Origin of the sequence: Ditibartonella choladocola, assembly GCF_002007565.1 — a bacterium.
Lineage (GTDB): Bacteria > Pseudomonadota > Alphaproteobacteria > Rhizobiales > Rhizobiaceae > Bartonella > Bartonella choladocola.
Genome location: NZ_CP015625.1, coordinates 2,757,907 through 2,782,997 on the forward strand (window position 1 = coordinate 2,757,907; position 25,091 = coordinate 2,782,997).

The following is a 25,091-nucleotide window of genomic DNA, read 5'->3' on the forward strand; positions in this document are numbered from 1 at the left end:
GGCAATAAAAACAAACGTATGAAAAACAATTCCCGTATATAAGGATAAGAATTCAGGCCGCTTTATGTTATTTTCAAGCCTGATAAATTGTCACTTCCCCGATGAGCGACTACCCGAATGTCAAGCAAATCGGGATTTTTTCCGGATGAGAGAGAACGCAAAGGTTTTGCCTGCCGGTGGCGACGGGTTACATTGTTGCGCGAAAAATGATCGCGTTCATTCGCTATTAAACGATGAGAAGTTGATGCCATTTGTTTCATCGACAATATTGTTACCAATGTTGCAATAATCATGATGATGTTGAACAACATTTACATGTTTCAACTTGTTGGCGACAAATACACTCTCTATGCGGATCGTCGAAAAAATGATAATCGCACCGGCACTAAAAATTTGAATTCATTCTTATATAAAATATAAAATGTTATTTATATAATATAAAATTCCTATTTATTTTTAATTCTGTAAAAAACAAAATATTTATACATAATATATATTTAAATTGTTTAAATTTACAAAATTTTTACAATAAAGAATGATATATGTTTTATCAATTCAATACTTTCAAATAAAATCAAAAATAGAAATATAAACACTATAAGAATCAAAAAATATTAATTTTTTCCGGAAGAAGCTGAATTGAAAATTGCAAGGGGGACAGAACCTATCCGGTGAATTTACACTGCGTCTTTCAGCCGGTAACCGACAAATAGCCTTTAATAAGTTATCTGTCTAAATTTTTATCATTGATTTTCAAATAAACTCGCATGATAAACAGTTAACAAAGCTGCTATTCAATGATATAATTTTTCATGGGAAAAGCGGGATGACGCTAAAGACCTTCAGGTACATGATTGTATTTTCGGGTTATTGAAACGGAGTCTGTGTAATCACGATGAAACGTGTTGAAAAACAGGAGTGGCGTAACCAACTTATTCTCGACAATGCCTTGGATTATGCAATATTGACAGCGGATATGAATGGGCTGATTGTGAGCTGGAGTCCGGGTGCAGAAAAACTGTTCGGCTGGAAACCTGGAGAAGTAATCGGTCAGCCGCTGGACATTCTCTTCACCGAAGAAGACCGGCTGAACAAGCTTCCCGAAACCCGCCAACAAATGGCGAGTCTTCATCGGATTGATGCCGTTGAACGTTTCCACCAAAGAAAAGATGGTACGACTTTCTGGGCATCGGGTGACCTGCAAGCTCTTTATAGCGATGATGGAAAACAACAAGGTTTTTTAAAAATTGTCCGTGACCGGACCGACGAACAATTACATTCCGAATCATTGCGTCTGAGTGAAGAACGTCTACGACTGGCTCAACAGGCAGCCGGTATTGGCGCATTTGAAATTGATCGTGATCGCAATATGATCGAGGCGACACCGCAATTTTTGAAGCTACTCGGTTTTAAAGAAAGTTCCGAACTTCCACTCGATGACTTTTATTCTGTGATCGTCGATAGTCCACGACAAATTGCAAAGCAGATGTTGCAAACACGGCAGGACGAAAGCCTGATTACGCATCTGGAGTTCCAGATCAAAAGGGCTGATACCAAACAATTACGCTGGATCGGCTATTGGGCAGAAGCCGCACCTAAAGATGTCGGCAAGTCTATGAAACACCGGATCTTGGGCGTTTTGCAAGATATTACCGAAAGACGGGAAGCGCAGGAAAAGCAGGCAATTCTTTCCAGCGAGCTTGCCCATCGGGTTAAAAATATTTTGGCAATTGTGCAAAGCATTGCCAATCAGACGCTGACCGAAGCAACATCAATGACAAAAGCTTTGCAGGATTTTTCTGTGAGGCTGAATGCACTTGCACATGCGCAGGATATTTTGACGCAAGGCGCAACCAATAGTGCCGACCTCAAACAAATTGTCGAAAGCAGCCTTGATATTCACGACAAAACCAAAAACCGGTTTGTTGTATCCGGCCCACCGGTTGCCTTATCACCACAAACAGCTCTTTCCATGGCTTTGGCACTTCATGAATTGAGTACCAACGCCGTCAAATATGGGGCACTTTCGTCAAAAACCGGAATTATAGAAATTATCTGGACACTTGATAAAAACGAGTTCCATTTTTCCTGGCGCGAAAGAGGTGGTCCGACAGTTCATGCGCCAACCAAATTGAGCTTCGGTAGCAAATTGATTACACGGCTTTTGCCCGCCCGTTTTAATGGACATGCCAATCTGAGTTATGCTCCCGAAGGTTTTTCCTTCGAGCTTTCAGCGCCCCGTACACCGGATAATTTCCCTCCTCAATAAAGGGAACACATAAAAATCAACAATTATTCGGGTAAAACTTCAAAATCGCTTGGTGAACAGGATAACAACGTCATTGCTTCCGCCGTCTGAAACTTCTTCAAATGATGTTTCGCTCACTTCATCATTTTTATTCCGCCAAAATCTTTCAACAACAATTGATTCTTGCGAGGCTTAAAAAACGGTTTGTAGCCTTCAAGTGCATTTATATCCGGCTCTCGAATACCGGTCGTTACGCATGAAAGCTCGTTAAAACCGGACAATTCGCTAGAGTGTGTTTAGTCCGAATCATAAAACAAATGATTTTCTGACGAAATTCCGAAAGCCGTAACCGGAAGATAACTGCAACGTTTACTAGAAGACACTGACTGCCAGAACTTTTGAAAATCAGGCAGATTTTTCCTTGAGCCACCGGTTTTGTGTGAGCGCTTCAATTTTCTCGATGCAATCACTATTTTTGAAGCACCCCGACATAAGGCAACTGGCGAAACGCATGGCCGGCATCCATTCCATATCCGACAACAAATTGATCGGGACAAGAAAAGCCGACAAAATCCGCCTCTATATCGGCTTTGCGCCGCATGGCTTTGTCCAGCAAAGCAGCGATAAAAATACGCCCTGCACCGCGAGTTTTCAAAAGATCCCGCACGAATTTGAGTGTCTTTCCCGATTCCAGAATGTCGTCGATCAAAAGAACATCACGCCCCGTAATATCGCTATCGAAATCGTGCAAAAGCTTTATTTCTCCACTTTCCTGACCGGCTCCATAACTTGAAATTGTGATAAATTCCACAGACGAACTGACACCGGCGCGATGAAGCTCTCTGATAAGATCGGCAGCAAAAATAAATGACCCTTTCAAAATCGGTAACACCAACAGGTTTACCGGCTTCTTTCCGGCAATTTCATTTGCTATGATGCGGTTACGGTTGGCAATCTCTTCTTCCGAAAAAAGAACTTCGATCGACTTTCCATCAATTACGGGCATTTTATTATCCATATAAAAATTTATGGCCGCGGGGTAACACAGACGCTTCTACCAAGAAAGCTGTTGCCAATAATAAATTTTAACCGCGACTTAACCATATTCGTTAAGGATAGGAAAAAGAGTGGCGTCAGGTCAAGATACCTTTCCACGATCAATCAAGATTGCCATTAAGGCGGTTACCAACATTTAAAAAAGAAAAACCGGATAAATATTTGTGCGGGCAGAATAGGTTAATTAACAGTGATTCGTTTTGAAAATGTAGGCTTGCGTTATGGCATGGGGCCGGAAGTCCTCCGTGATATAAGCTTTTATATTCCGCACGGGTCATTCCAGTTTTTGACAGGCCCTTCCGGTGCGGGTAAAACCACATTATTGCGTTTGATGTTTCTGGCATTAAAACCGACACGCGGTCTTATCAATATATTCGGCCACGATACCGCGCTTTTAAAACGGCATGATATGCCGAAATTACGCCAACGAATCGGAATCGTTTTTCAGGATTTCCGCCTGCTCGATCATATGACAACCTATGAAAATGTTTCGCTTCCCTTACGCGTGAGGGGGCGTGAAGAAGCAACCTATCGTGCCGAGGTCGAAGAACTTCTTCAATGGGTGGGGCTCGGCGAACGGATGGATGTGTTGCCCCCTGTACTTTCCGGCGGGGAAAAACAACGCGTGGCAATTGCCCGCGCATTGATCGACCAGCCGGAAATATTGTTGGCGGACGAACCGACAGGCAATGTCGACCCTGTTCTTGCGCGCAGATTATTGCGCTTGTTTATCGAACTCAACCGGTCGGGAACTGCTGTGGTGATCGCCACCCATGATGTCAACCTGATGGAGCAGATTGATGCTCGCCGGATGATACTCAATGACGGAAGGCTCGAACTCTATGACTGAGCTTTCCCCATCCCCGAATTCACGAAAATTGTGGCAAGGTCGAAACGTTTCCGGACAAACGTCAATTGTTCCGGCGAGTGATGTCGCAGGGCAAGCGCTTGTTGTTGTCATTGCGATCATGACACTGCTTGCTTCCCTGTCGATTGGCGGGGTTGACCTGATCGGCTATTCGGCACACAACTGGGAAAACCAGATTTCACGCGAAGCAACAATTCAAATCCGGCCGACCGACGGACTGGATATTGAAAAAACTCTGAATTATGCTGTCGAACTTGTGCAAGGTTTTCCGGGCGTCAAATCAGCTCAGATCATTGACCGCGCTCAAACCGAGCGCTTGCTTGAGCCTTGGCTTGGAACCGGTTTGGAACTGAAGGAACTGCCTATTCCACGTCTTGTCGTCGTGACCCTCGATGATACCAATAAAGCCGATTTCGGTATGATTAGCGATGCCGTTGCAACACAAATTCCCGGTGGCAGTTTCGATGACCACCGCAATGCGATCAATCGCCTTGTTACAATGGCGCACGCAACGATCATTATCGGAGTAATCATATTGGCACTTGTCATTTCTGCATTGACGCTCACCATCATATTTGCAACGCGCAGTGCTCTTTCAGCCAATGCCCACATTGTCGAAGTGCTCTACTTTATTGGTGCCGAAGCCGGTTTTATTGCCCGCCAATTCGACTTCCATTTTTTCAAGACCGGTCTGAAGGGCGCATTTTTGGGCGGTTTTACAAGTATCGTTATTTTTATCGTTTTTTCGTTCTGGACGCGTTTTGCTGCCGGAACACCCGGAAGCGATCAGGCTTCGGCATTATTCGGACATTTCAGTCTTGGGCTTTCAAGCTATATCAAGATTTTCATTTTAATCGGCTTTGTTGCATTGTTAACTATGGTCACAAGCCGCCTGACAATTCTAAGCCAGTTGAAATCCATCGACCGCAAGGAAAGTGATCTGTTCTGACAATGAGCGAATACACTTTATACGCACAAATTTCCGATCCGGAACCGGAGCACAAAAGCTTAAGCCGGATAAAATTGTTGCGTTGGAAAAGACGGTTTTTCAAACATCTTCCACCTGTCAGCATTTTTATTCTCGTTTGTATTATTCTGTTCGGTAGCGGTTTTTTCTATTTCAGCGAAAAAGTATCGCGTCTTGCGCGGCCTGATCCGTTACCAGAGGCTGATGGAATAATTGTGTTGACCGGCGGCGAAAGTCGCATGGAAGCGGGTCTTGACCTGCTTGCCAAGGGATTGGGTCGACGGCTTCTCATCAGCGGTGTCAATCCTTCAACCAACAGTCAGGCCTTGATACGTGTGACCCACAGCGACCCGCAACTCTTTCAATGCTGTGTGGATCTCGGACGGGAAGCAATCAATACAATGGGCAATGCGGAAGAAGCAACAGACTGGATCCGGAAAAATCACTATCAAAAGGTTTATATTGTCACCAACGATTATCATATGCCGCGTTCTTTACGCGAATTGAATCGCTTGATGCCCGATATCGACTTTATCGCCTATCCGATCAGCGAGGGAACCGGTGAACAAAGCCTGCTCAGGCAATTGGGTGAATTACGACTGCTTGCAAGCGAATATATCAAATTTATCGGTGCGGAGTTGCGAGCCTATTTCTGATAGAAGCGATTTTCATTTAAGCCTATATGTTCAACAATTGGCAAAATGATATTGGGTGACAATCTATCGTCATTGTTCAGCGTTTGAAATCGGCAACTTTTGCTGAAAGGACATTGATCGCATCTGTCGAACGCAGCTTCACCTGAAAACCGCGGCCGCCACCATTGATATAAATTTTATCGAACAATTCGGCCGTTTCTTCAAAAACCGTAGGCAGATGCCGCCTTTGTCCGAAAGGCGATATACCCCCTACTTTATAACCGGTGAGCTTTTCAGCTTCTTCAACACTCAACATTTCGGCATGTTTTCCACCGAAAGCGGCAGCAAGCTTTTTCATATTGGCTTCCTGATCGGATGGTAAAACCGCAACATGGGGTTTGCCATCGACGCTCACCATCAGCGTTTTAAAAACCGTTTCGGGATCTGCTCCGACTGCTTCGGCAGCCTGCAACCCAACGCGGTCTGCATGTGGATCATAATGATAGGTAATGAACTCGTAGGCGATATGATTGTGATCGAGAAAGGCGGTTGCCGGAGTGGTTTTTGACACTTTTGACTTCCTTCAAGTTCCAATATTTATCAACCCGATCCATTCCCCATCGGCTAAACTAATCGCGAGCGAGAGCGGCCACAGGATCGAGTTTTGAAGCATTACGAGCGGGCAAAAAGCCGAATCCGATGCCAATGAGGGTTGAAAAGATGAACGCTATAATAATCGAACCTGTCGAGTAAACAAGTTTAAACGGCGCACCGCTTACTGCAAAAATCCATCCGACAGAAAGTCCTAATAAAATCCCCAAAGCCCCGCCGATGAGACAAACAAGCACAGATTCGATCAGAAATTGTTGGAGAATATCGCTCTGTCGCGCGCCCACTGCCATACGAACACCGATTTCATTGATGCGCTCGGATACTGTGACGAGCATAATATTCATAACGCCAATTCCCCCGACCAGAAGAGAAATCAAAGCGATGGAGGCAACAAGCAAAGTCAGAACTTGCGTGCTTGCAATGACTTGTTCACGAAATTCTTCCGAATTGCGAATAAAGAAGTCTTCAGTGCCATGCCGCATGACGAGGAAGCGTTTGACGGCCTCTTCCGCAAGACGTGAGTCAACATTATCGGCAACTTTCAACGTAATCGAGCGAACAGTATTATTGCCGAGAAAACGCGTCTGCACCGTGGTATAAGGCAAATAAAGTTGCAAAGTATCGGATGGTGGCCCCATTTGCTGCAACTCGATAACACCGACAATACGGGTGGGAACTTTTCCCACCAGAACCACCTTGCCTATCGGGCTTTCATGGCTATCGGGAAAAAGCGTTGGCACGGCCTGCTTTTCAACCACAAGATCGGTTGCACGCGAAGCCACACTTTCCGAATCGAACAACCGCCCTTCAACAAGTTTTGCTCCTTGTGCTTTGAAATATTGGTCGCTCACGCCATAGACTGTGACGTTCGATTCAATCGACCCGTAGCGGACAGTGGACGACGTTGTAACAGTCGGCGTTACCGCATCGGCATAAGGTTGTTCGGAAAGTGCTATTGCATCGGAATCAACCAGTGTCGTGACTTTACCCGAACGCATATCGGCAAAGCTTTTTCCGGCAAAGATATTCAATGTATTGCTTCCCAGACTGTTGATATTTTCAAGAATCTGTTTTTGCGTACCGTTTCCCAAAGCAACCATCGAAACCACGGCGGCAATACCGATAATAACACCAAGCATCGTCAAAAACGTCCGCATACGATGGGCGTTCATTGACAACAAGGCCATGCGGAAAGCTTCATGGAAGCGGTCAAAAAAAGATCTCAAGAGTCCGATTTTTTTGTTGCTGACAACTTCTGTTGCGACTTCGTCTGCATGGCCGGTGGCTACTTCTGTCGGCTGGTTGGGTTTATCCGACAAAATCTCCCCGTCGCTGATTTCGATAATCCGTTCGGCTTTTTTGGCCACCGACATATCGTGTGTTACGATAATGATCGTGCGCCCTTCTGCGTGAATTTCCTCCAGAATACGCAACACTTCTTCGCCGCTATGGCTGTCCAGTGCGCCTGTCGGCTCATCGGCAAGGATAACCTCGCCATTATTCATCAATGCGCGGGCAATAGACACGCGTTGTTGCTGGCCGCCGGAAAGTTGTCCGGGACGGTGGGTAATGCGCTCGCCCATACCGAGACGTTCCAATAGCGCTGTTGCACGCTTTTCCCGTTCGGCGGGGGAACGCCCCGCATAGATCGCCGGAATTTCCACATTGTCGAGTGCTGTCAATTCCCCCAGCAAATGGTAACGCTGGAAAATAAAACCGAAATGATCGCGCCGGAGCGCAGAAAGTTCGTCAGCAGAAAGTTGCGAGGTTTCTTTGCCCGAAACCTTGTAGCTTCCCGAACTTGGCCGGTCGAGACAGCCGAGAATATTCATCAAGGTCGATTTTCCCGACCCCGATGCGCCAACGATTGCCACCATCTCGCCCCGATGGATGGTGAGATCAATTCCTTTCAAGACACGTACATTGGTTTCGCCCGCGGGAAATTCGCGGATAACGTCTTTAAGCACAATGACCGCATCTTTGTGAGTGTTTTCCATAGCTTAGAATGGCCCCACACGATGACGGTTTCCGGATGTAGAAGGCATAGTGCCGTTGCTCACTCCGGTTACAACGGTTTCGCCTTCTTCAAGTCCTGAAACCACCTCGACCATGACTTTGTTATTCAATCCGGTTTCAATGTCGCGGGCTTCGACGTTGCCATTCTTGTCAAGAATATTGACCACAGCTTTGTTGCCCGAAACATCATTCAACGCGTCACTCGGTATAAGCAGCACTTTTTGAGCGCGCCCCAGAATAATATGGACTTCCGCAGTCATATAAGTGCGCAAAACACCATCATCATTCGGCACATTGAATGTGCCATTATAATAGATGGCCTGTGACGTTGACGAGCTCGAAGAAGCAGTCGACGACGAATTGAAACTGATGTCATTGCGGATGGATTCAGGCGCCGGTTCAATTTTTTCCAAGCGGCTTTCATAGTGTCGCGTACGATTGCCTAAAACATTGAAATAAAGGTCCTGACCGGGTTTGACATTGATAACATCGGCTTCGGATATTTCGGCACGAACAGTCATCACCGACAAATCGCCGAGAATAACAATCGTCGGAGCCGACTGGACAGCATTGACGTTTTGCCCTTCCTGAACGACTGTGGCGAGAACTGTACCATCGGACGGTGCTGTTACGCGTGTATAACCGAGATTGACTTTGGCTGTCTCGACATCGACTTCCGCTTGAACAATCTGGGCTTTCAACTGGTCGATCTGTGCCGCACGGATTTTGACTTGCGCATCGGCATCATCGAAATCGGCTTTGGAAACCGCATGGGACGAAATCATCGTTTGCTGGCGGGTCATATTCTGCTTGGCAAGAACGAGTTGCGCTTCCTGCTCGGCAAGCTTGCCACGATAATTGGCAAGCGCTGCTTCCTTGCTTTTCAAATCGTTGGTCTGCGTTGTCGGATCGATTTCGGCAAGCAGATCGCCTTCTTTGACAACACTGCCCGGTTTTACTTTCAAAGAAATAATACGACCCGTCGCGCGTGCACCCACAGCGACAAGACGGTGCGGTTTTATCGTGCCATTTGCAAGAACGCTGACTTCAATATCTCCCCTTTTGACTTTGGATGTCATGTAAGTCGGCGCAGCCGTGGTGAAAAAGACCGAATGGATAAATATCAAAAGCACGATCAGTGCAATCACAGCAATAATAATGGTGACTGTTTTTTTTGCTTTCATCGCGTTTTGCTCTCTGCTTCAACTTTTCTGATGTGAGGACCTGTATAGCCGTCAACAATTTCAGGTTTTTTATCGTCAACCGCACCATTCCATCCGCCACCCAATGCTTTCATGAGCGAAATATAGTCTTTGGTAATCGAAACGCGGCTTTCAATCAGCGACTGTTCGGATGAATAATGGGAACGTTCTGCATTCAACAGTTCAAGAAAACTGGTATTGCCGCTTTGGTAAAGCGAGCGTGATAAACTCAATGCTTTGGCATAGGAATTGGCGGCAATGGCAAGTTTAGCCGAGCGCTGTCTTTCTTTGCTCATGGATACGAGTGCATTTTCGACATCTTCCAATGCCGTCAACACGCTGCTTCGATAATTGATAAACGATTGGTCACGCTGGGCACGGGCAACCTCTACAGCAGCCATTCTCTGCCCGCCTTCAAAAATCGGTATGCTGACACCCGGACCTGCCGACCAACTGATCGAAGAACTTTTTCCGAGTTCACCCGGCTGGGTCGCAGCCGTTGAAATATTGCCGGTCAATGTCAATGAAGGATAACGGTCGGCTTCCTTCTGGCCGATACGGGCAGTTGCTTGCGCATATTGCCGCTCGGCCAGACGAACATCCGGACGCGTCAATAATATATCGGCAGGAACACCTGCCGGAATCGGCCATTTCGGTTCAGGGATTTTATCCGCTTTTGCCATGACATCATTAAGGGCTGTCGGGCTTTGTCCTGTCAGAACCGATAAACGGTGGATTGTTGTTGCAAGATTGGCCTGCATTTGCGGAATACCGGCTTCGGTGGTGGCAGCCTGACCTTCGGCATTCGAGACATCAAGCTGGGAAACCGCACCGGCGGCAAATTTATCTTTCGTCAATTGTGCGGTGCGCCGTTGGGCAATTGCCGTGCGTTGAGCCAATGCTATTTGTTGTTGTAGCCCGCGTATTTCCGCATAATTGGTTGCAACATCTCCAATCAGGGTCAGCATTGTCGCACGCATATCTTCTTTGGCACCATCAAGACCGTATTTTGCAGCTTCAACAGCCCGCCGGTTGGCACCGAAAAGATCAATTTCCCAACTTGAATCAAGACCGCCGCGATACTGGCTGCGCTCAGGCCCGCCTGCAGATTTATTGCGATTGGCAGAAGCCGAGCCGTCGATACTTGGCAATAATGTGCCGGTCGTCTGCCACAAGCTTGCTCTTGCTTCGCGAACTTTTGCTTTTGCCGACTGGACATCATTGTTACCGGCAATGGCATCCGTCACAAGTTTATCAAGCAAGGGGTCATTCAGTCTTTGCCACCAGTTTGCCAGTTCCGGCGGTGATGAAGGTGTTTCACGGGAATCGGAACTCCACTTGGCATCAAGTTTGAAAACAGGCTTTTGATAGTCAGGGCCGACAAGACAGCCCGAAAGCATTGCCCCTCCGGCAAGAATAACCAGTAAAAGAGCTGATCGGCCGACAGTTTTCAAACGGCATTTGCGCATTATTTTTCTGCTCCGATCAAAAAACCATACAGTCAAAAAACGTTTTTCCCGCGCTTCTTATTTCATAAACAGAAACGAAAATCTCGTGAAATTTTGTTCATGTTCAACCAAATCAATGGACTTTATAGAAACAATTCCCGTTTTTTCAAGCAAGGTCGAAACGCATGATAACCGGCACATGATCGGACGGCTTTTCCATTCCTCTTGCCTCGGTCAATATTTCCATTTCCTGCATATGTGGTACAAGATCCGGCGATGACCAGATATGATCCAGTCTGCGCCCGCGATTTGATGTCTCCCAATCCTTGGCCCGATAGCTCCACCATGTAAAAATTTTTTCCGGTTCGGGAATTTTCTTGCGCATCAAGTCAACCCAACCACCTTGAGAACAAAGTTCAATCAATGTTTTTGTCTCTATCGGCGTGTGACTGACAATTTTCAAAAGTTGTTTATGTGACCACACATCATTTTCATAAGGTGCTATATTGAGGTCGCCTACAAGAATGCTTGAAAGCCCGTCGCCCATATCGGCTTTGACGGCTTTCATTTCTTCCAGAAAATCAAGCTTATGACGGAATTTGGGATTGATTTCGGGATCCGGTTCATCCCCGCCTGCCGGAACGTAGAAATTATGTATACGGATATGTTTGTCACCAGCCTTTATGACGACAGCAACATGCCGGCAATCATGCTTGTTACAGAATTCCTTTTTCTCGACCTCCTCGAATGGCCGCAACGATAAGGTTGCCACACCGTGATAGCCTTTTTGCCCATGAACAGCGATATGTTCATAACCTGCCGCACGCAAGGCCTTATACGGGAATTTATCATCGGGACATTTGGTTTCCTGCAAACACAAAACATCCGGCTTTTCCTTTTGCAAAAGTTGAAGCACAAGAGGCAAACGCAAACGAACCGAATTGATATTCCATGTAGCAATTGAAAAACTCATTACACTTGAACCTTGATTGAGAAATAATGCGGTTACCGGTTCTTTAAGCGCAAAACGAGATAAAATCCAGTTTTAGCCTGAACCATATTGTTTCCTGAATTTTCTTGACCGGAAGTAGGCCATGAATTCCGGCCATTCCGGAAAATTATTTCCGTGATAGGGAGCGACTTTTCAAAACAGGTAAGACTTTTAATAAATAAATATCAGGTCTTATTTTTAATGAATCAATATAATAAAAATAATTCAAAACTATATTTATTAAATTCATAGTGCAATATTCAAAAAAATTTAAATAAAAACTTGTTATACTTAATTTTAATTAATTTTTATTCTGTATTTTTGTAGAATGGATATGTCCGTTTTTACATAAATTATAATAAGATTTATAAAATCAGGTTATATATTTTGACTGTCCGGCTTTAACTTATCAAAGTTAATTTCAGTTCCTTTTCATAGAAATTCTTTGATAGGGAATATCGAACATTCCTTTGGCAAATCTGACGCCTTTACGAACATTGGTAATCTGTACTGTTGTCTCAAGATTTTGTTTGTCGACAATGGTCCATTGCAAAAGTTCATAAGTTTTGGAATCAAAAATCATACGAATTTGCCCTTTGCCCAATGTCTTATCGGCAAGAATAATTGTCGTTGACCCTTGATCCTGACTGACACTCAATAATTTGCCATCTGACAGATCAATTTTTGTATCGAGCAACATCTTCATGGGTGTCTGCGACAATTGGTAAAGATCCCATGTATCAAGTTTACGGTTATTGATCGCTACCGATTTGCCATCTGTAATCACGCGCACCGGCGAATTTTTATAACTGAAGCGAATTTTACCGGGTCTTTCGAGATAAAATGTTCCTTCGGTCATTTCGCCTTTCGGACTGAATTGTATAAAATCACCGGTCATTGTCTGGATTGCAGCAAAATGATTTGCAATATCCTGTGCATGGGCAGCCAAATTGGTGTTCTGGGCAAAAGCTGGCGGTGTCATGATAGTAGCCGTCGTGACTGCGGCTGTTGCAAGAGCAATAGCAGTATAAAAAACTTTGAAAGTGGATGCGCATGTTTTTGTCATTCATTATCTCCTGCATTTATTCTTGCAGTAACCTGTGGCGTCACTATGACATTGGCGGCGAGCGGCAACGCGCCCGCAACTTAAAACAAATATTTTAAAAATGTTCACCTTCTTCAGGAACCAGAATTTCGCGCTTTCCGGCGTGATTGGCAGGGCTTATCAAGCCCTCTTCTTCCATCCGCTCGACGATTGTAGCGGCGCGATTATAACCAATGCCAAGCCGGCGTTGGATATAAGAGGTTGATACGCGACGATCTCTCAAAACGACTGCAACCGCCTGATCGTAAGGATCTTGCGAATCCTCGAAATGACTTGTGCCGCCGGAAACGCCATCATCACTGTCGTCGTCACTTTCTTCTGTGACGGCATCAAGATAGTCTGGAGCCCCTTGCGTTTTGAGATGCTGGACGATTTGTTCAACTTCCTCATCCCCGACAAAAGGCCCGTGAACACGTTGGATACGGCCCGCCCCCATCATGAAAAGCATGTCGCCTTGCCCCAGCAGATGTTCTGCACCCTGTTCGCCAAGAATGGTACGGCTATCAATCTTTGAAGTAACCTGAAACGAGATACGCGTCGGGAAATTGGCCTTGATTGTACCGGTGATAACATCGACCGATGGACGTTGCGTTGCCATGATAACATGAATACCGGCAGCGCGTGCCATTTGTGCCAGACGCTGGACAGCGCCTTCAATATCCTTGCCCGCAACCATCATCAAATCAGCCATCTCGTCTATAATAACGACAATATAAGGCATGGTTGCAAGATCAAGCGTTTCAGTCTCGTAAATCGGCTCTCCCGTTTCGTGATCGAAGCCGGTCTGGACTGTGCGCGAAAGTTGCTCGCCTTTACGTTCGGCTTCTCTCACCCGTTCATTAAAACCGTCAATATTCCTGACGCCGACTTTAGCCATCTTGCGATAGCGTTCTTCCATTTCACGAACCGCCCATTTCAGCGCAACAACGGCTTTTTTGGGATCGGTGACGACCGGAGTCAAAAGATGCGGGATTCCGTCATAAACTGATAATTCCAGCATTTTCGGATCAACCATAATCATCCGGCATTGTTCCGGCGTCATCCGGTAAAGAAGCGAAAGGATCATTGTATTGATTGCCACCGACTTACCGGAACCGGTCGTACCGGCGACCAGCAAATGCGGCATTTTGGCAAGGTCGGCAATCACTGCTTCGCCACCGATTGTCTTGCCGAGAGCAAGACCGAGTTTGGCTTTGTTTTCATAAAAATCACGTGTTGCAATGATTTCACGCAAGTAAACGATCTGGCGCTTCGGGTTAGGTAATTCAATACCGATAACATTGCGCCCCGGCACAACAGCAACGCGCGACGATATGGCACTCATCGAACGGGCAATATCATCGGCCAATCCGATGATGCGTGACGATTTTATGCCCGGTGCCGGTTCAAATTCATAGAGGGTCACAACCGGCCCCGAACGCGCATTGATAATCTGCCCTTTGACACCGAAATCTTCCAATACGCTTTCCAATTGACCGGCTCGTTCTTTCAAAGCTTCGGGCGTGAGGAGGTCACTTTTGTCGATCAGTTCCGGTTCGGCTAAAAAGTCGACATTTGGCAATTCAAACCCGTTTGCCTGATGCAACTTCGTTTTGCGTTTGGCTTCAGGCGGAACAGCGGCTTCTTCTTCCGGATCAGACCATGGCATTTCGTCCGGTTCGCTATCGGGCGCAGAAAAATCCGGTTCAATCCGGCCTCTTGACGAAGAGCCGTTGCCAAAATTATTCGGCACAGGGGGAAACATAGGCTCCTTGCGATGAAACAACCGGCCGATTTCAGCCCTGAGCAAATAGAACAGGTGCATCGTTCCGCCAAGAACCGTCACCATTAACGAGGCGCGAGCCGGTTCTTCATCTTCGTTCATTTGCAGGCGGTTTTCCTGTTTGCGTCTGGATTTTGCTTTTTTCTTGCGATTACGACGCCCTACAACGCCTCCCGCAATAGCTGCCGTCCAGAATGCCAAAGGCCCTAAAACCGCAGCAATAATCGAGGTTGAAACAACAGCCGGAAGCGATCCTAAAAACAGATAGGCAAAATTCAGAATTTTATCGCCAAAAACACCCCCAAGCCCGATAGGCATCGGCCAATGTGCGAAAGGCGGAACCAGAGCGATAACGCCTGCAAAACAGAAAGCGGAAATCAACCAGAAGAATATACGGTGTACGAGCCTTCCTATATCTTTTTGGGCAATAAGAAGTACTGCCCAGAAAAATGGGGGAAGGAGAGCCGCGACACTTGCAAGCCCGAAAAATTGCATAGCAATATCGGCAAAGACGGCACCCGGCCATCCCATGATATTTGTAACCGGATTGTCATTGGCATAACTCAAACAGGGGTCGGCAACATTCCATGTTGCGAGAGCCGCCGCCGCAAGCCCGATTAAAATCAATATGCCGATGCCGATAAAAGATCCGATCTGTCGGGAAAACATCTCCACCAGATGCGGGCTTTGATAAGCTCCATCTGTGGTTAAATCAAAAGGGGATGATTCCTGACGCATAACCTAACCTGAAAACCCGAAAACGACCGAAAGATAATTTTTAAACGTGACTATAAAACGAGAGAGTTAACGGGCTATTAACCAATCGAAAAAACGACAGGCAAAATAAAAAGCCCGCTTTTTGAAGCGGGCCAAAAGTTCGGGTTGTTTTTAAGAAAATTCTACTGGATTGTTTCGCCGTGGAGGGAAATATCCAATCCTTCGATTTCCTGTTGTTTGGTCGGGCGCAAACCGATGACAGCTTTGACCACGTAAAGAATAATAGTGGTTACAATTGCAGTATAGATCATCGCCACGATAAGACCGAAACCCTGATTGAGCACTGAAACTTTTGCATAGGCTTCCGGATCGGTAAAGAAAATATCGGAAGCAAAATAGCCTGTGAGCAGCGCTCCTATAATGCCACCAACACCATGGACACCGAAAGCATCGAGCGAATCGTCATATCCCAATGCACGTTTGACGAATACTGCAGCAAAATAGCAAACCGGTCCGGCAATGATGCCGATAATGATAGCACCGCCCGGTTCGACAAAACCGGCCGCCGGCGTAATGGCAACAAGTCCGGCAACTGCACCTGAAATAATTCCCAGAACCGAAGGCTTTTTGGATACTGCCCACTCGGCTATCATCCAGCATAAAGCACCGGCAGCAGTGGCAATTTGCGTATTCAACATTGCAACGGCTGCAACTTTGTTTGCTGCACCGGCAGAACCGGCATTGAAACCGAACCAGCCGATCCACAATAATGAAGCACCAATCATAGAAAGAGTAAGATTGTGCGGTGCCATATTGACCGTGCGATAACCCTGCCGTCTGCCAAGAACAAGAGCGGTAATCAAACCGGCGACACCGGCGTTAACGTGAATGACTGTACCACCGGCAAAGTCGAGGACACCATCTTTTCCGAGAAAGCCGCCGCCCCAGACCCAATGGCAAATTGGCGCATATACCAAAATCGACCACAATCCCATAAACCACAACATTGCAGAAAACTTCATTCGCTCGGCGAATGCGCCGGTAATCAATGCCGGTGTGATAATGGCAAAGGCCATCTGGAAAGTAACCCAAAGATAGGTCGGAAATGTTCCGTTAAGGTCGTCAATCGAAATACCTTTCAAGAACAAGAGTGAAAAATCTCCATAATATGGATTTTTTCCGGAAAAAGCGAAGGAATAGCCCACAACAAACCAGATCACGCTGACAAGACAGCATATTGCAAAGCTCTGCATCATTGTTGAAAGAACATTTTTCTTACGCACCATGCCGCCGTAAAAAAGTGCAAGACCCGGTATTGTCATGAGCAGAACAAATGCAGTTGAAACCAGCATCCATGCCGTATCGCCAGAATCTATCTTTGCCGGAATTTCGGTGACAACTTCCGTCACCGTTTCTACTTCCTGTGCGAAAGCTGCATCCGCTCCGATTAACGCAAATGCACCGACCGCCATTGGAACCAATTTTTTTAAACTCGCCATAAAACCTCTCCATTTGGAAAAGAACGTGCACCACGTTCGGTTATTTCAATATCTAACAAGTTTCATGCCAATTGCTTTGAACCGTTATTTATGCGTGAAAAAACGCACATATGATAATCATTTTATTATTTTGCATATTTTTTAGGCAACTTGCTTCCGATTTACTGTCATCTAAAGTGCATTTTCATCGGTTTCGCCGGTTCTTATGCGCAAGGTTCGATCAAGTGACCAAACGAATATCTTCCCGTCTCCGATTTGTCCGGTGCGGGCTGCTTCCGTAATGACTTCCAATACACGATCAAGTTGATCTGCCGGAACTGCAACTTCGATCTTTATTTTAGGCAGAAAACTGATTGCATATTCGGCTCCGCGGTAGATTTCGGTATGGCCTTTCTGGCGTCCATATCCTTTGACTTCGGTGATGGTAAGTCCATCAATACCCATATTCAAAAGTGCATCTTTCACATCGTCGAGCTTGAATGGCTTTATAATCGCAGAAATGAATTTCATGGCTTGTCTTCTCCTCGGCTTGGTTTCGACCAGAAATAATCTGAAAATTTCCGGACACGCGATGAAGCTATTCAAGACTCATGCCAATTGGGGTAGAGACCGTAAAAAATTCGGGATTTGATGGTTCGTCGGGAAGAAAGACACCGAAAAGAAGAGAGCAATGGCTGCTCCGGTCAAGCCAAAATATTTAACAAAATATAGTGGAAGCTGTTTCAGGTTTTAAACCTGATAGAATATGCAATTTGCCCGATCTTCCGGATTGAAAAGTTGTGGGGGGAGAAACGCCTTGTTGAAGTCGATAAAACAGCTTTTTTTAAAAAACCATTTCGGAATGGCGGCTTTAGAAGCTGCCATTATTTTTGGCAATATCATTCGCTAAAATATTGCCATTCAATAAAATAAAACCGGAAAATAATGCCGCAAAATAATACCGGAATATAATGCCGCACCGGCAAACCGGCTTTAACGGGCGGAATTTCCCACCCCGTATCGCAAATGGATAAGGTCGATAAATCACAACGGAAATCTGTTCTTTCCCGACCGGAACAATCAATGGCCGGTTCAAAGGACACAAATGAAACCGGCCTTTTTGCTTATGGTTTAATAGCTGCTGCACCCGTCTTTCTATTTTTTATGATTTTGGCTCCACAAGGCGGATAAGCCCTTCTTGTGCGACACTTGCAATCAATTTTCCGTCGCGTGTGTAAATATAACCCTGAGCCAAGCCGCGTGCCCCGTTGGTGTTAGGGCTTTCAATATCATAAAGCATCCAGTCATCAAGGCTGAAAGGACGGTGGAACCACATAGAATGGTCAAGACTTGCCGGAATAAGACCGGGGGTAAAAATGGATAATCCATGAACGATCAGCGACGTATCAAGCAACGTCATGTCGGAAAGATAAGCAAGAAGAGCAGAATTGAGACTTCTTGTACTGTCGACTTTTCCGTTAAGTTTGAACCAGCAGCGTTGTATCGGCCGGTGTTTGTCGCGATTGAGATAATCTTCAAGATCAATCGGGCGAATTAAAAACGGACGTTGCTGGTTCCAATAATTGCGGATGGTTTCCGGTGCCGATTCAAGAATAGCCTGATCGATGGCCTGGTCGCCACTCAATATTTCCGGTTCCGGCAAATTTTCTGGCATCGGGCGTTGATAATCAAGTCCCGGTTCATCAATCTGGAAAGAAGCTGAAAACGAAAGAATGGCAACGCCATTCTGCTTGGCAACCACACGCCGAACAGAAAAACTTCTTCCGTCACGTAGCGGCTCGGCTTCGTAAATAATTGGACGATCCGGGTCACCAGGGCGAATAAAATAGGCATGAAGCGAATGGATAAACCTGTCCGGCGCGACACTGCGATGGGCAGCAACCAATGCTTGCGCGATAACGTGGCCGCCAAAAACGCGTTGCCAGCGTGAATTTCCACTTTGACCACGAAACAAATTCTGGTCAATTTTTTCTAAATCCAGTATGGATAACAGATGTTGAAGTCGATCGGACATGAGCCATATTCACCTAAATGGTTGAACGAAACCGATTAGGTGAAACAGGAAAGCTGATGATTGTCAACAACCATTAAGCTCATACATATTTACGAAAGGAAGCTATATGTCTTCTTCGGCAACCCCCACCGATAAAATTCTGGATCTCGTCATTGCGGGAGGTGCCTATGTCGGTCTTTCACTGGCTGTTGCTATCAAACAGGCTGTTCCTTCCCTGAAAATCGCGGTAATTGACGCCGCCCCAAAGGATAGCTGGAAAACCGACCCGCGTGCTTCTGCAATTGCTGCAGCTGCCATTCGTATGCTTCGACAGCTTCAATGTTGGGATGAAATAGAACCATTATCACAACCGATCAATGACATGATTATTACGGACTCACGCAATAGTGATCCTGTAAGGCCGGTTTTCCTTACCTTTGAAGGCAATGTCGCACCCGGTGAACCATTTGCCTATATGGTCGAGAACAAATATCTGAATGCATCACTCCACCGCCGTGCTGAAGAATTGGAAATAGCTGTTCTGGAAGAGCTGAGTGTCGATAATTTTACCAATAATGGCAACGAAATGCTCATTGATTTGAGCAATGGGAAAACATTGCAAAGCCGTCTTCTTGTCGCAGCCGATGGCGTGCGCTCGAAACTCCGTGATATTGCAGATATTAAAACCGTTTATTGGCCTTATGGACAAATGGGCATTGTTTGTACTGTCGAACATGAACGGCCGCACAATGGACGTGCCGAAGAACATTTTCTTCCCGCCGGTCCTTTCGCTATTTTGCCGCTGAAAGGCAATCGCTCTTCGCTTGTCTGGAACGAACGCGAAAACGACGCAAAAAGGCTTATGGCTGCCGATGATATTGTTTTTGAAGCCGAACTCGAAGCCCGTTTCGGACACCATCTCGGTGCTTTGAAACTTGTCGGCGACAGACGTGCTTTTCCGTTCGGACTTACGCTCGCAAGAAGTTTTGTGAAGCCACGTTTTGCACTTGCCGGTGATGCGGCCCACGGCATCCATCCCATTTCTGGTCAGGGTTTAAATCTTGGGTTTAGGGATGTTGCAGCACTGGCTCAAATCATTGTTGAAACTGCCCGTCTCGGACTCGATATTGGTTCAATTGTGGGACTGGAACGCTATCAGGCTTGGCGCAGATTCGAGACAGTGCGTATGGGGATAACAACAGACGTACTCAACCGCTTGTTTTCCAATGATATTTCGCCAATACGCTTGTTGCGCGATGTCGGTCTCGGTCTGGTCGAACGGATGCCGAGAATGAAAAATTATTTCATTCAGGAAGCTGCCGGAATTACTGACGGAGCGCCTAAACTCCTTTTAGGGGAAGCACTTTAAAACCTCTAATAAAAGTCTTTCAGGTGACCAGAATTTAAGGCATATGGAATTTTCAATCAGACCTTGCCGTTAAATAGATGCTATTTTGTTAGTGGCAGGTCTGATTGTGAAAGGCCGATTTAAAAATGTTCGATTTAAAAGGCCGGATTTCTATTTCGTCTGAAGAATGGGTAAGCCCGTCGCCTAAATATGCGCGAATTTTTGTGAACTGATGCTATGCCACAATCGGGAGCGCTCCGGACACTGTTTCCTCGGATTCCCGAAATCCGGATTACCTGAGCGGAAGCGGTTCGGTTTTCTATATGTTCTTCATACCCTTTAAAAAAAACGATTATGAAATTCGCGATCATTGATCGTTCGTCGTTCCTTGTCATCATTACTCTCGGCAATCAAACGGAATAGACTTACAGGTATAAAATCCTGCCCGAATTGCTGCTTACCCTTAAAACGATCTATGACTACCTGATAAAAGAGCCACTGAACCATAGCGGTGCTGACGGTGAATAACATTAAAACCTGATTACCGTTGATAATCGTCGGGAAAGGAAATAATCCGGATAAGCCCGACGAGACGGTTTCGCATGCCAAGCCCTTCTATCAAAGCAACGGAATGGCAAAAACATCTGTCATGTCATTATCTCGAACCTGAAAATAATTGAACATTTATAATCGGAAGAGAACGTAACAAGAGAATATAAGCCCGATCCATTTGGCGATTCTAAAAATTGGCTCGGAGAAAACAATTAGTGCCGTCTCACGGCAAGCAATCCAACCATGAATCGCAAGTTGCTTTTGCGGATTTCCATCCACACAACCCGATCGAACGTAATTGGAAATGTGGTGATTGGCGTGATTTCAACCACGAAGGGCGATATTGGCACGGCTTACCCATGGGAAATTCATCCTTATTCACACAACGAAAGATCGAACTATTTTCATTAAAGCGCAAAAAGCTGTCAGTGCCGGTAGAATTGAAAACAAAAAAGCCGTGTGGCTGTCCCACACGGCTTTCAAAATAAACAAATTCGCAAAAATGTTTTAGTTAGACGCGCCGTTCAATCATCAATTTCTTGATTTCGGCAATAGCCTTTGCAGGGTTCAACCCCTTCGGGCATGTTTGCGCACAATTCATGATGGTGTGGCAACGATAGAGCCGGAATGGATCTTCCAGATTGTCAAGCCGTTCACCCTTGGCTTCGTCGCGCGAATCGGCAATCCAGCGATAGGCCTGCAATAAAACAGCCGGTCCCAGATAACGATCGCCATTCCACCAATAGCTTGGGCAAGATGTCTGACAACATGCACAAAGGATACATTCATAAAGTCCGTCCAGTTTCTGACGGTCTTCATGGCTCTGCAACCATTCTTTTTCCGGCTCCGGCGAAACCGTATGCAACCATGGCTCGATCGAGCGGTGTTGAGCGTAAAAGCGGTTGAGATCCGGCACCAGATCTTTTACCACCGGCATGGATGGTAATGGATAAATCTTGATCGGATGTTTGACCTCGTCCATACCTGTAATACATGCAAGAGTATTGGAGCCGTCAATATTCATCGCGCACGAGCCGCAAATACCTTCACGACATGAACGACGCAATGTCAAAGTCGGGTCAACATGGTTCTTGATGTATAGAAGCCCATCAAGAATCATTGGTCCGCAAGAATTGCGATCGACATAATAAGTATCGAGACGCGGATTCTGGTCGTCATCCGGCGACCAGCGGTAAATGTGGAATTCGGTCAATTTCGAGGTGTCAGCCGGCTTCGGCCAGACCTTACCCGGCTTGATTTGCGAATTCTTGGGAAGCGCCATATGAACCATTATCAATATCTCCCCTTAGTAAACGCGCTTCTTGGGCGCAATTTTCTTGAGCGAAATGCCACCGTCTTCCTCTTTGGTTAACGGGTCGAGGTGGACACCACGATAGGAAAGCGTAACTTTCCCGTCTTGTGACAAGCGCGAAAGCGTGTGCTTGCGCCAGTTCTTGTCATCACGCTCCGGGTAGTCCTCACGTGCATGGGCACCACGGCTTTCATGGCGGGCTTCTGCCGAATAAACCGTCGATATTGCGTTGGCCATGAGGTTTTCCAGCTCCAATGTTTCCATCAGATCGGAATTCCAAATGAGCGAACGATCAGTTACCTTTACGTCCGGTAATTCATTCCAGATTTCCGAAATGCGTTTGCATCCCTGACGAAGCGATTCTTCGGTACGGAAAACCGCCGCATCTTCCTGCATGGCACGCTGCATCTTTTCACGCAGCTCGGCCGTCGGTTTGGCTCCATTGGCGTAACGGATACGGTCGAAACGATCCATAATCTTTTCGACAGCCTGTTCATTGATTGGCGGAATTTCCGACTTGCGGTCGATAACCTCGCTCGCGCGGATAGCTGCTGCACGACCGAATACCACAAGATCAATCAACGAGTTGGAACCGAGGCGGTTAGCACCGTGAACGGATGCGCATCCCGCTTCACCAACAGCCATCAAGCCCGGCTGGACACGATCGGGTTCATCTTCCGTCGGGTTTAACACTTCACCAAAATAATTGGTTGGTATACCACCCATATTATAGTGAACCGTCGGAATAACCGGTATCGGGTCTTTGGTGACATCAACGCCGGCAAAAATACGGGCGGATTCGGAAATTCCCGGAAGCCGTTCGTGCAAGATTGCCGGATCAATATGGCTCAAAACCAGATAGATGTGATCCTTTTTCGGTCCGACGCCACGTCCTTCCCTGATTTCAATCGTCATACAACGCGAAACAACGTCACGCGAAGCAAGATCCTTGAACGAAGGAGCATAGCGTTCCATGAAACGCTCGCCTTCCGAGTTGATGAGGTAGCCACCTTCACCACGCGCACCTTCGGTAATCAGACACCCCGAACCATAGATACCGGTCGGGTGGAATTGGACAAATTCCATATCCTGTAACGGTAAACCGGCACGGGCAATCATGCCGCCGCCATCACCTGTACAAGTGTGGGCAGAGGTTGCCGAAAAATAGGCACGGCCGTAGCCACCGGTTGCCAGAACAACCATTTTTGCCGAAAAACGGTGAATGGTTCCATCGTCAAGATTCCAGGCCACAACACCTGTGCAAACACCATCTGTCATGATGAGGTCGAGTGCATAATATTCAACAAAAAATTGCGCATTATGCTTCAGACTTTGACCATAAAGTGTATGCAGGATCGCGTGTCCTGTACGGTCGGCGGCTGCACATGTACGCTGAACGGGCGGACCGGCTCCGAAATCGGTGGTATGTCCACCAAACGGGCGCTGATAGATTTTACCATCTTCGGTACGCGAAAACGGCACGCCATAATGTTCAAGTTCGTAAACAGCAGCAGGCGCATTGCGTACCAGATATTCCATGGCATCCATATCACCGAGCCAATCAGACCCTTTGATTGTGTCATACATATGCCACTGCCAATTATCAGGCCCCATATTGGATAGGGATGCGGCAATACCGCCTTGCGCCGCAACAGTATGTGAACGGGTCGGGAAGACTTTGGTGATACAGGCTGTTTTCAAGCCATGTTCGGCCATTCCCAATGTTGCCCGCAATCCCGAACCACCTGCACCGACAATAACAACATCGAATTTGTGATCGACATAATGATAGGCTTTTCCACTTTGCGAAGTGGACTGAGTTGAAGAAGTGGTGACCATAGAGATCAACCTCCCAATGAAATTTTTAGAAGGGCGAGAAGCAGACCGGCACCAATAGCGTAACAAAAGAACGTATTGAGTGACAACATCAGGATGCGTGTTGCTTCATTCGGAAGATAATCTTCCAATATGACCTGCATACCCAGTTTCATATGATAGATGCCCGAGAGAATCATCAATGCCATCACGACGGCCACAACCGGATTTGCCAAAGTTGCATGAACCGTTGCATAATCCTTGCCGACAAGAGAGACAACAAGCACGATAAAAAAGATGAATAACGGGACATTGGCAAGCGCTGTCATACGCTGGGCCCAAAAATGGCTTGTTCCTGTATGCGCAGCTCCCCAGCCCCGAACTTTTCCAAGCTCTGTTCTGAAATCTTTTTTCATAAATATCTCCCTGCCATTAACGGACGCAATAACCGACGATCCAGATAAGAAGCGTCGCGATAATGGAAATAAAGACCGTGGCCCAAGCCGTTTTGGTCGCGCAATGTTTTTCAAGGAGATAGGTTCTTGTATCCCAGAAAAAGTGCCGCACACCGCCAACAAGGTGATGAACTAGAGCCAATGTATAAAGAAACAGAATGCAGCGGCCGATAAATGAATTAAACAAGCCGTTTACTGTCTCGAATGCTCCTTCACCGGAGGCAGCCGCCATCAGCCAAGCTGCAAGAAACAAGGTGCCAACATAAAGAGCACCTCCAGTGATACGGTGGGCAATAGACATTGCCATCGTAATGGGCCAGCGATAAATGCTGACATGAGGTGAAAGAGGACGTGTTTTTGTCGTTGTCGTATCTGTCATAGGCTTCCCTGACCTGGATTTGACTGCGGATATGGATAACCATTCCCGCCATTCCTCCCGTCTGTTCTGCATTTTTGCACTGCAAACAGGTTGGAAATAACTCTCAATGCA

General features: G+C 46.4%; 22 protein-coding genes. 5 read left to right on the top strand and 17 right to left on the bottom strand.

All coding sequences use genetic code 11. The features are described 5' to 3' along the window. Positions 1–62: 62 nt before the first annotated feature. Positions 63–311 carry a hypothetical protein gene (locus BBC0122_RS12030; protein ID WP_077994102.1) on the bottom strand — a complete coding sequence of 83 codons (249 nt, stop codon included), beginning with the start codon at positions 309–311 and terminating at the stop codon, positions 63–65. Positions 312–895: 584 nt separating this feature from the next. Between BBC0122_RS12030 and BBC0122_RS12035 the strand changes: the two genes are divergently transcribed. Beyond that, positions 896–2,269 carry a sensor histidine kinase gene (locus BBC0122_RS12035; protein WP_077994107.1) on the top strand — a complete coding sequence of 458 codons (1,374 nt, stop codon included), beginning with the start codon at positions 896–898 and terminating at the stop codon, positions 2,267–2,269. 448 nt (positions 2,270–2,717) lie between these two features. Here the strand turns inward: BBC0122_RS12035 and hpt are convergent, their stop codons facing one another. Continuing rightward, positions 2,718–3,254, bottom strand: coding sequence for a hypoxanthine phosphoribosyltransferase (gene hpt, locus BBC0122_RS12040; RefSeq protein ID WP_077994108.1), 537 nt, complete (start codon positions 3,252–3,254; stop codon positions 2,718–2,720). 240 nt (positions 3,255–3,494) lie between these two features. On the opposite strand from hpt, the gene ftsE reads away from it, so the two are divergent. The 3 genes from ftsE to BBC0122_RS12055 all read left to right on the top strand — a co-directional run bounded on the left by ftsE (position 3,495) and on the right by BBC0122_RS12055 (position 5,795). After that, positions 3,495–4,154 carry a cell division ATP-binding protein FtsE gene (gene ftsE / locus BBC0122_RS12045; protein ID WP_077994109.1) on the top strand — a complete coding sequence of 220 codons (660 nt, stop codon included), beginning with the start codon at positions 3,495–3,497 and terminating at the stop codon, positions 4,152–4,154. Next, positions 4,147–5,121 carry a cell division protein FtsX gene (locus tag BBC0122_RS12050; protein WP_077994111.1) on the top strand — a complete coding sequence of 325 codons (975 nt, stop codon included), beginning with the start codon at positions 4,147–4,149 and terminating at the stop codon, positions 5,119–5,121. The genes ftsE and BBC0122_RS12050 overlap by 8 nt, the downstream gene beginning before the upstream one ends. A 77-nt stretch (positions 5,122–5,198) precedes the next feature. Beyond that, complete coding sequence (locus tag BBC0122_RS12055; RefSeq protein ID WP_225868122.1) at positions 5,199–5,795, top strand: YdcF family protein; 597 nt, start codon at positions 5,199–5,201, stop codon at positions 5,793–5,795. Between the two features lie 76 nt (positions 5,796–5,871). Here BBC0122_RS12055 and ybaK read toward each other — a convergent pair whose 3' ends face one another. The 10 genes from ybaK to BBC0122_RS12110 all read right to left on the bottom strand — a co-directional run bounded on the left by ybaK (position 5,872) and on the right by BBC0122_RS12110 (position 19,140). Beyond that, positions 5,872–6,345 (bottom strand): Cys-tRNA(Pro) deacylase, encoded by a 474-nt coding sequence (gene ybaK / locus BBC0122_RS12060; RefSeq protein WP_077994113.1) that lies wholly within the window; start codon positions 6,343–6,345, stop codon positions 5,872–5,874. A 58-nt stretch (positions 6,346–6,403) separates the two neighbouring features. Further along, positions 6,404–8,383 (bottom strand): MacB family efflux pump subunit, encoded by a 1,980-nt coding sequence (locus BBC0122_RS12065; RefSeq protein WP_077994114.1) that lies wholly within the window; start codon positions 8,381–8,383, stop codon positions 6,404–6,406. A gap of 3 nt (positions 8,384–8,386) precedes the next feature. Further along, complete coding sequence (locus BBC0122_RS12070) at positions 8,387–9,586, bottom strand: efflux RND transporter periplasmic adaptor subunit (RefSeq protein WP_077994116.1); 1,200 nt, start codon at positions 9,584–9,586, stop codon at positions 8,387–8,389. Continuing rightward, on the bottom strand, positions 9,583–11,073 hold the full coding sequence (locus tag BBC0122_RS12075) for an efflux transporter outer membrane subunit (RefSeq protein ID WP_077994118.1): 1,491 nt from the start codon (positions 11,071–11,073) through the stop codon (positions 9,583–9,585). Before BBC0122_RS12075 ends, BBC0122_RS12070 begins: the two co-directional genes overlap by 4 nt. Before the next feature lie 145 nt (positions 11,074–11,218). After that, on the bottom strand, positions 11,219–12,025 hold the full coding sequence (locus BBC0122_RS12080) for an exodeoxyribonuclease III (protein ID WP_077994119.1): 807 nt from the start codon (positions 12,023–12,025) through the stop codon (positions 11,219–11,221). 439 nt (positions 12,026–12,464) lie between these two features. After that, the gene (locus tag BBC0122_RS12085; protein WP_225868200.1) at positions 12,465–13,025 is read right to left on the bottom strand and encodes an outer-membrane lipoprotein carrier protein LolA; all 561 of its coding nucleotides are present in this window, start codon (positions 13,023–13,025) and stop codon (positions 12,465–12,467) included. Between the two features lie 178 nt (positions 13,026–13,203). Next, on the bottom strand, positions 13,204–15,648 hold the full coding sequence (locus BBC0122_RS12090; RefSeq protein ID WP_077994124.1) for an FtsK/SpoIIIE family DNA translocase: 2,445 nt from the start codon (positions 15,646–15,648) through the stop codon (positions 13,204–13,206). A 161-nt stretch (positions 15,649–15,809) separates the two neighbouring features. Further along, the gene (locus tag BBC0122_RS12095) at positions 15,810–16,979 is read right to left on the bottom strand and encodes an ammonium transporter (RefSeq protein ID WP_225868201.1); all 1,170 of its coding nucleotides are present in this window, start codon (positions 16,977–16,979) and stop codon (positions 15,810–15,812) included. A gap of 318 nt (positions 16,980–17,297) precedes the next feature. Then, the gene (locus BBC0122_RS12100; protein WP_077994132.1) at positions 17,298–17,636 is read right to left on the bottom strand and encodes a P-II family nitrogen regulator; all 339 of its coding nucleotides are present in this window, start codon (positions 17,634–17,636) and stop codon (positions 17,298–17,300) included. A gap of 631 nt (positions 17,637–18,267) precedes the next feature. Continuing rightward, positions 18,268–19,140, bottom strand: coding sequence for an acyl-CoA thioesterase (locus BBC0122_RS12110; protein ID WP_077994135.1), 873 nt, complete (start codon positions 19,138–19,140; stop codon positions 18,268–18,270). A gap of 106 nt (positions 19,141–19,246) precedes the next feature. Between BBC0122_RS12110 and BBC0122_RS12115 the strand changes: the two genes are divergently transcribed. Then, the gene (locus BBC0122_RS12115; protein WP_077994137.1) at positions 19,247–20,488 is read left to right on the top strand and encodes a ubiquinone biosynthesis hydroxylase; all 1,242 of its coding nucleotides are present in this window, start codon (positions 19,247–19,249) and stop codon (positions 20,486–20,488) included. 318 nt (positions 20,489–20,806) lie between these two features. On the opposite strand, the gene BBC0122_RS12120 is transcribed toward BBC0122_RS12115, so the two are convergent. From BBC0122_RS12120 to sdhC, 5 genes are all read right to left on the bottom strand, one after another. Continuing rightward, the gene (locus tag BBC0122_RS12120) at positions 20,807–21,076 is read right to left on the bottom strand and encodes a hypothetical protein (RefSeq protein ID WP_149866705.1); all 270 of its coding nucleotides are present in this window, start codon (positions 21,074–21,076) and stop codon (positions 20,807–20,809) included. Positions 21,077–21,530: 454 nt separating this feature from the next. After that, positions 21,531–22,310 carry a succinate dehydrogenase iron-sulfur subunit gene (locus BBC0122_RS12125; RefSeq protein ID WP_077994140.1) on the bottom strand — a complete coding sequence of 260 codons (780 nt, stop codon included), beginning with the start codon at positions 22,308–22,310 and terminating at the stop codon, positions 21,531–21,533. Between the two features lie 15 nt (positions 22,311–22,325). Beyond that, complete coding sequence (gene sdhA, locus BBC0122_RS12130; protein ID WP_077994142.1) at positions 22,326–24,170, bottom strand: succinate dehydrogenase flavoprotein subunit; 1,845 nt, start codon at positions 24,168–24,170, stop codon at positions 22,326–22,328. Between the two features lie 5 nt (positions 24,171–24,175). Then, the gene (sdhD, locus tag BBC0122_RS12135) at positions 24,176–24,562 is read right to left on the bottom strand and encodes a succinate dehydrogenase, hydrophobic membrane anchor protein (RefSeq protein WP_077994144.1); all 387 of its coding nucleotides are present in this window, start codon (positions 24,560–24,562) and stop codon (positions 24,176–24,178) included. 16 nt (positions 24,563–24,578) lie between these two features. Further along, on the bottom strand, positions 24,579–24,980 hold the full coding sequence (gene sdhC / locus BBC0122_RS12140) for a succinate dehydrogenase, cytochrome b556 subunit (RefSeq protein ID WP_077994145.1): 402 nt from the start codon (positions 24,978–24,980) through the stop codon (positions 24,579–24,581). Positions 24,981–25,091 lie beyond the last annotated feature (111 nt).